Raw genomic sequence first — 6670 nt, forward strand, 5'->3', positions numbered from 1 at the left:
TCCCGAGCGCGTCGATGGTCGCCTCGCGGACGGCCGCGGGTGCGCGGTCGACCACGGAGTCGGCCACCGCCAGGAAGGGTGACGACCCGGGGGCGACCAGTCCCGCGATCGCGTGACCGACCGCGAGGGCGATACCGGTCGAGAGGATCCCCGCGGAGATCTGAGCCGTCACACGGGGTCGGGGCTGGGTGGTGTCCACATCAAGAGTTCGGAGCACGGGCCCTGCCGGACGGTTCGGGAGATTTTTTCGGGCGCCACCCATCCGGTTCGACAGCAGTGCCGAAGAACCCTGTGACCCAGCACGCAAGGCTCTGTTGAAAGGACCAACACCATGAGCATGACGATCTCCCGCCGTATGGCATCGATCGCGGCGGCGGCTGCCGTGAGCGGCCTCGTTCTGGCCGGCTGCGCGGACGACGAAGGCGGCATGGAGGCCGAGGGCACCACGTCCGCCCCCATGACCTCCGAAATGACCACCGAAGAGACCTCTCCCATGGCGGAGCCGGCCGGCATGCTGGTCGGTCCCGGGTGTGCGGACTACGCCGAGGCCAACCCGGACGGGCCGGGCTCGGTCGACGGTATGGCCATGGAGCCGGTCGCCACCGCCGCCTCCAACAACCCGCTGCTCACCACCCTCACGGCCGCCGTGTCGGGCGGGGTGAACCCGGAGGTCGACCTGGTCGACACGCTCAACAACGGTGAGTACACCGTGTTCGCGCCGGTCGACGACGCGTTCGCGCAGGTCGACGACGCCACGATGGAGGCGCTGCAGACCGATCCCGAGCTGCTCACCAGCATCCTGACCTACCACGTTGTCGAGGGACAGATCACCCCTGACGAGATCGAGGGCATGCAGACCACGCTGAACGGCGCGGACGTCGAGGTCATGGGCTCCGGTGACGAGCTCACCGTCAACGGTGCCAACGTGATCTGTGGTGGCGTCCAGACCGCCAACGCCACGGTCTACCTCATCGATGAGGTCATGGTTCCCGAGGAGTGATCCCACTGGACCCCGGGAGGCCCTGACCTCCTGAGTGTTCCGGCAGCACCGAGGCCCGGGTCGACGCGAGAGCGTCGGCCCGGGCCTCGTCGGGTCCCGCGGCCGGACCACCGGCACCCGCGCCGCGAGAGGGTTCCGGCCGGCGGTGATCGTGGACGAGGGGTTGACAGTGGCGCGTCACGGTGCACAATTAAGCTATTGCCTAATTAAGGAATGAGTGAATTGAAAAAGGCCGGTGATCCGCTGTCCCGGGTGTTCCAGGCGCTCGCCGATCCCACGCGTCGTGGGATCCTCGAGCGGCTCAGCGCCGGGCCGGCCACTGTGGGCGAGTTGTCGGAACCGTTCGACATCAGTGCACCCGCCATCTCGCAACACCTCCGGGTGTTGGAGACCTCCGGTCTCATCGAGCGAAGCACGCGCGCCCAGTGGCGGGTGTGCACGCTCCGGCCGGAACCGCTGGACGCCGCGACGGCCTGGGTTGAGCGCAACCGCGCGCTGTGGCAGCAGAAGTTCGACCGACTCGACGACGTGCTCACCGACATCCGGCCCGGGCATGCCGACCCCACGGATCGAGGTCGCACGCCTCGATCGAAGGAGTGACGACATCATGTCCGTCCCGGAATTCACCATCACCCGCACATTCGACGCCCCGCGCGAGACCCTCTGGCGCGCGTGGACGGATCCGACACTGGCCGCTCGCTGGTGGCACCCGCACGAGGTCACGACCCCTGCCGAGAGCGTCTCGATCGATCTCCGCGTGGGTGGCAGCTACGCCTACCTCATGATCGACCCGGACGGCGGCGAGTGGCCGGCCACGGGCGAATACCTGGAGGTCCGCGAGCCCGACCGGCTCCGGTTCACCTGGGTCAGCCCGGACGACGAGCGCGGGGACGAGGTCCCCGTCATCACCGTCGACCTCGCCGAGGCGGGCGAGGGGCGCACCCTGATGACCTTCCACATGGCCCGGCACCCCGACGACCGCGGGTCCGAACACGGCGTCTACGACGGCTGGACCGAGGCGTTCGAGGAGTTGGACGGCGTGCTCGCATCGTCCACAGCCCGCTGAGGACCGCCTGCTCGGCGGGGGCACCGCTGGTCAGAACCAGTCGTCGCGCATGTCCAGGGTGGTGCGGTCGCCCGCGGCCAGCAGGTCGAACTTCGCGTCAACGACGGGCAGCTCGCGCCGCAGGAAGTACGCCGCGGCCTGCCGCTTCCCGGCGGCGAACCCGTCGGCGTCGTCGTCGATCCGACCTCCCAGGGCGAGGACCTGCTCGAGCCAGATCCAGGCGATCACGATGTGACCGGCGGCCTCGAGGTACTCGGTGGCGTCGGCCAGGAACGCCTCCGGGTCGGTCGCCCCGAGCCCGGCGAGTGCGGTGGTCACCTCGATCAGTCGCGTCACCCGCGGTCGGAGCAGCGCGGCGAACTCCTCGGCCGGGCCGCCTGCCGCATCCGCCCGGTCGCAGGTGGCGGCGATCCGCTCGCTCAGTGCGGCCAGTCCGGCACCACCCCCGGCGAGGACCTTGCGCCCGAGCAGATCCTGGGCCTGGATCCCGTGCGTGCCCTCGTGGATCGGGTTGAGGCGGTTGTCGCGGTAGTGCTGCTCGACGTCGTAGTCGATCGTGTACCCGGCCCCGCCCAGTACCTGTACCGCGAGTTCGTTGGCCTTGAGGCACCACTGCGACGGCCACGACTTGGCGATCGGGGTGAGGACGTCCAGGAGGGTGGAGGCGGCTGCGGCCTCCTCCGGGGATCCGGTCTTCTCGTCGTCGACGAGCCTCGCGCAGAACAGCCCCAGCGCCAGGGCACCCTCCACGTAGGACTTCTGGGCCAGCAACATCCGCCGCACGTCGGCGTGCCCGGTCAGCATGACCTGCGGCGAGGAGGGATCGGCACCGACGGTCCGCCCCTGAGGGCGGTTGCGCGCGTAATCGAGCGACTTGAGGTACCCGGTGTACCCGAGGGCCGTGGCGCCCAGACCCACGCCGAGCCGGGCCTCGTTCATCATGGTGAACATCTTCTTGAGGCCGGTGTTCTCCTCTCCCACGAGGTATCCGACCGCGCCCGGCCGGCCGCCGGGGGTGTGCATGCCCTGGCCGAGGGTGGGCATGGTGTTGACCGTGCCGCGGAAGCCCATCTTGTGGTTGAGACCGGTGATCACGACGTCGTTGCGCTCCCCGATCGAACCGTCCTCGTCGACCAGGAACTTCGGCACCACGAACAGGCTGATGCCGCGCGTGCCGGCCGGCGAACCGGGCACCTTGGCCAGCACCAGGTGCACGATGTTCTCGGACATCGCGTGCTCGCCGCCCGAGATCCACATCTTCTGCCCGAACAGCCGGTAGGTCCCGTCGTCCTGCGGCTCGGCGCGGGTGGTGATGTCGGCGAGGTTGGAGCCGGCCTGCGGCTCGGACAGGCACATCGTTCCGGTGAATCGGCCCTCGACCATCGGCTTGACGTACCGCTCGATCTGCTCGTCCGAGCCGTGCTCGATCAACAGGTTGGCGTTGCCGGTGGTGAGCAGCGGATACGCCGCGGTGGCGACGTTGGCCGCGTAGAACCACGCCATGCACGCCAGGTACGCGGTGTAGGGCAGTTGCATCCCGCCCACCCGCTCGTCCATCGCGGCGCCCACCAGGTCGGCGTCGGCGAAGCGGCGCAGCGCCTCGGCGATCTCCGGGATGAGCTCGACCTCCTCGCCCACGAGCCTGGGCTCGTTGAGGTCCGCCTTGCGGTTGTGCGGGGCGAAATACTTCTCGGCGAGCTCGGCCGACAGGTCCACCACGGCGTCGATGGTCTCGCGGGAGTGGTCCGCGTACCGCTCACGCCCGCACAGCTCGGACACCCGCAGCCAGTCGTGGAGCAGGAAGTCGAGATCGGCGCGGGACATCACGGTGGAGGGGAGGGGGAGCGAGGGAGTCATGCACCGCAGGGTACTTGCCCCGGGCGCGGTGCCGACTCGGGCCGTGCCCGGCGGAACCGGGACGGGCGGCCCGCGGGACCGTCAGCTCCCGCCGGTGGCGCGGGCGAACTTCTGCCCCATCCCGAGCATGGTCTTGGCGTACGCGGCGGGCATGAACCGCTTGCCGCGGTAGGCCTTGCGGGCGTCCGGGTCGGGCAGGATCAGGAACTCCTTGGCGTCCAGACCGGTCATCACCTCGGCTGCGATCTCGTCCGCGCCGCGCTCGGAGCGGTCGATGAGCTTGCTCGCGAATCCGCTCGCGGCGGGGTCCGAGGAGTTGAGGCTCGAGGCCAGGTTGGTGCGGAAGAACGACGGGCACAGCACGGACACGTCGATCCCGAACGGCTCCAGCTCCCACCGCAGGGTCTCGGAGATCGCCACCACGGCCGCCTTGACCGCCGTGTAGGAGGCCATGGTCGGCGGGTGTACGAGCCCGGCGAGAGACGCCGTGTTGACCAGGTGCCCGTGGCCCTGCGCCTTGAGCATCGGCACGAAGGTGCGGCAGCCCCGCGCCACACCCAGCAGGTTGATGTCCGTGATGAGCCGCCAGTCCTCCTCGGTGAGGTACTCGATGCGGCCGCCCTGGGCGATGCCCGCGTTGTTGACCAGCACGTCGATGCCGCCCCAGATCTGCTCGATCTCCGCGCGCGCCGCCTGCCATTCCTCCTCGGAACGCACGTCCAGACGCAGATAGCGCGCATCCCCGGGGACCGAGGCGGGCCGGTCGTCGGTGGCCGCGAGGTCCGCGACCATCACGCGGTCGCCGCGCTCGAGGAACGCCGTGACCAACGCCAGACCGAGACCCGACGCCCCGCCGGTGACCAGCACCCGGCGGTTGGTGTCCGCGGGGGAGGGGGAGGAGACGAACGGCAACCGGGCGAGGCCGGGGACGGGGAGGTCGGACAGCGGGAGGCGGGGGAGACGCATGACGCGAAACTACCGTCTCACCCGCGCGCGAGGGGTGCGGGCTGTCCTGCGGCGCCGAGGAACCCGGCGGCCATCGACACCGCGGGCCCCGAGGAGTCGGCTCCCTCGATGAGCACCGCGAGGGCGATGTCCCCGGTGGAACCGACGAACCAGCCGTGGGCGGGACCGGTGCCGACCTCGGCCGTGCCGGTCTTGCCCCCGAGTCCGGGGATCGAATTGGCGGCCGTCGCGGTGCCCGATCGGACGGTCTGCTCCATGTACCGGCGCAGGGTGTCGACGACTCCGGGGTCGAGCGGTTCCGGTGCGTCGTTGGCGTCGCCGGTCATCCCGTCGACGACGTGCGGCAGGATCATCCGCCCGCCGTTCGCCAGCGAGGCCGTCATGACCGCCATCCCGAACGGGCTGGCCAACACCTCGCCCTGCCCGATCGCCGCTTCCACGCGGGCCGGGCCCTGCTCGGTGACGGGCACGGACCCGGTGAAGGTGTCCGCTCCGAGGCCGGGGGCGAAGAACCCGACGCCCAGGCCGAGCTTCGCGGCCGTGTCCTTCATGGCCTCCGGCGTCAGCCGGTCGCTGATGACGGCCTGGCTGGTGTTGCACGACCGGGCGAAGGCGGTCTCCAGCGGCACCGGGCCGAGCTCGAAGTCGTCGTCGTTGGGGATCGTGCGCCCCGACACGGTGACCGAGGCCGGGCAGGGCACGACCTCGTCCGGGCCCACGACGCCGGCCTCGAGCGCCGCGGCCGTGGTGACGATCTTGAACGTCGACCCCGGCGGGAAGCGGCCCTGCATGGACACCGGCCCCTGCCGGTCGGCGACGGAGTTCTGCGCCACGGCCAGGATTCCGCCCGTCGAGGGCTGGATCGCCACGATCGAGGCGCCCAGAGCGGAGGAGTCCACCGCCTGCTGGGCGGCCCGCTGCATCGAGATCTGCAGCGTGGAGACGAGGTCGTCGACCTGGCCCACCGGGGCGCTGCCGAGCTCGATCGGTTCCGCGTCGGGATTGACGATCTCCGCGGTCCAGCCGCCCTCCTCCTGCAGCGCCTCGGTCCAGGCGTCGGGCAACCCGGTGAGAGCGGGGGAGTCGAGGTCCCGGTCGGTGCGGATGAGTTGGCCCTGCTCGGGCAGGCTCACCCCCGGGACGGCGGCGAGCTGCTCGCGGATCGGGTCGATGTCGGACGGGCGGAGCGCGACGATCTGGTACGGCTGGTCCCCCGCCTCCGTCATGCCCTCGCGGATCGTCTGCCCTGTGATCGTCGGCACCACGGGGTTCACCAGCGCCGCGACAGCGTCGGCCGACTCCACCGCCCCCGGCGCCAGGGTCACCGCGGTCACCGGAGTCCACTGCAGCAGCGGTTCGCCCGTGCGGTCGAGGACCGAGGTGTCGTAGTCCAGGATCTCGGAGAAGGCCAGGGTGCCCCCCGGCTCGAGGCGGGTGTCGAGGATCGTCGGCGCCCACTCGACCTTCCAGTCCTCACCGACCCTGGTGGTCCGCGCCTCGCCGGTGGTCGTGACGATGCGGGCGGCGCCTTCCGTGCCGGGGGTCCCGCCGGCCGGGTCGGAGCCGGCCTCGTCGTCGTCGGCCTCGTCGTTGTCGGCCTCGTCGTCTCCGGCCGTCCCCATGTCCCAGGTGATCTCGACCGTCACGGGGTCGCGGTCCGGGCGTCGGTCCCCGTCCGGGGTCCCGGCGGAGAGGGTCGGCGTGAATCCCATCGCCAGCACGTTGGCCTCGAGGGTCTCCTGCGCCGCGGCCGGATCGGTGGTGAGCGCGGCCGCCCCCGC

The 6670-nt window shown here is 70.9% G+C and carries 6 protein-coding genes and 1 pseudogene; 3 read left to right on the forward strand and 4 right to left on the reverse strand.

What is annotated here, in order from left to right:
* A pseudogene (locus tag G6021_RS12565) lies at positions 1-199 on the reverse strand (oxidoreductase); the annotation flags it as partial.
* A 138-nt stretch (positions 200-337) separates the two neighbouring features.
* Between G6021_RS12565 and G6021_RS12570 the strand changes: the two are divergent.
* From G6021_RS12570 to G6021_RS12580, 3 genes are all read left to right on the forward strand, one after another.
* On the forward strand, positions 338-1000 hold the full coding sequence (locus tag G6021_RS12570) for a fasciclin domain-containing protein (RefSeq protein WP_182616424.1): 663 nt from the start codon (positions 338-340) through the stop codon (positions 998-1000).
* A gap of 213 nt (positions 1001-1213) precedes the next feature.
* A complete protein-coding gene (locus G6021_RS12575; protein WP_179523676.1) occupies positions 1214-1600 on the forward strand; it encodes a metalloregulator ArsR/SmtB family transcription factor in 387 nt (128 codons plus the stop codon).
* 7 nt (positions 1601-1607) lie between these two features.
* The gene (locus G6021_RS12580; protein WP_182616416.1) at positions 1608-2066 is read left to right on the forward strand and encodes an SRPBCC domain-containing protein; all 459 of its coding nucleotides are present in this window, start codon (positions 1608-1610) and stop codon (positions 2064-2066) included.
* Positions 2067-2096: 30 nt separating this feature from the next.
* Here the strand turns inward: G6021_RS12580 and G6021_RS12585 are convergent, their stop codons facing one another.
* The 3 genes from G6021_RS12585 to G6021_RS12595 all read right to left on the reverse strand — a co-directional run.
* Positions 2097-3923 carry an acyl-CoA dehydrogenase gene (locus G6021_RS12585; protein ID WP_182641436.1) on the reverse strand — a complete coding sequence of 609 codons (1827 nt, stop codon included), beginning with the start codon at positions 3921-3923 and terminating at the stop codon, positions 2097-2099.
* A gap of 81 nt (positions 3924-4004) precedes the next feature.
* On the reverse strand, positions 4005-4889 hold the full coding sequence (locus G6021_RS12590; RefSeq protein ID WP_182616420.1) for an SDR family NAD(P)-dependent oxidoreductase: 885 nt from the start codon (positions 4887-4889) through the stop codon (positions 4005-4007).
* A 17-nt stretch (positions 4890-4906) separates the two neighbouring features.
* A partial coding sequence (locus tag G6021_RS12595; RefSeq protein WP_182641437.1) for a penicillin-binding transpeptidase domain-containing protein occupies positions 4907-6670 on the reverse strand: 1764 nt, incomplete at its 5' end.

This window comes from Dietzia sp. CW19 (assembly GCF_014145265.1).
Lineage (GTDB): Bacteria > Actinomycetota > Actinomycetes > Mycobacteriales > Mycobacteriaceae > Dietzia > Dietzia natronolimnaea.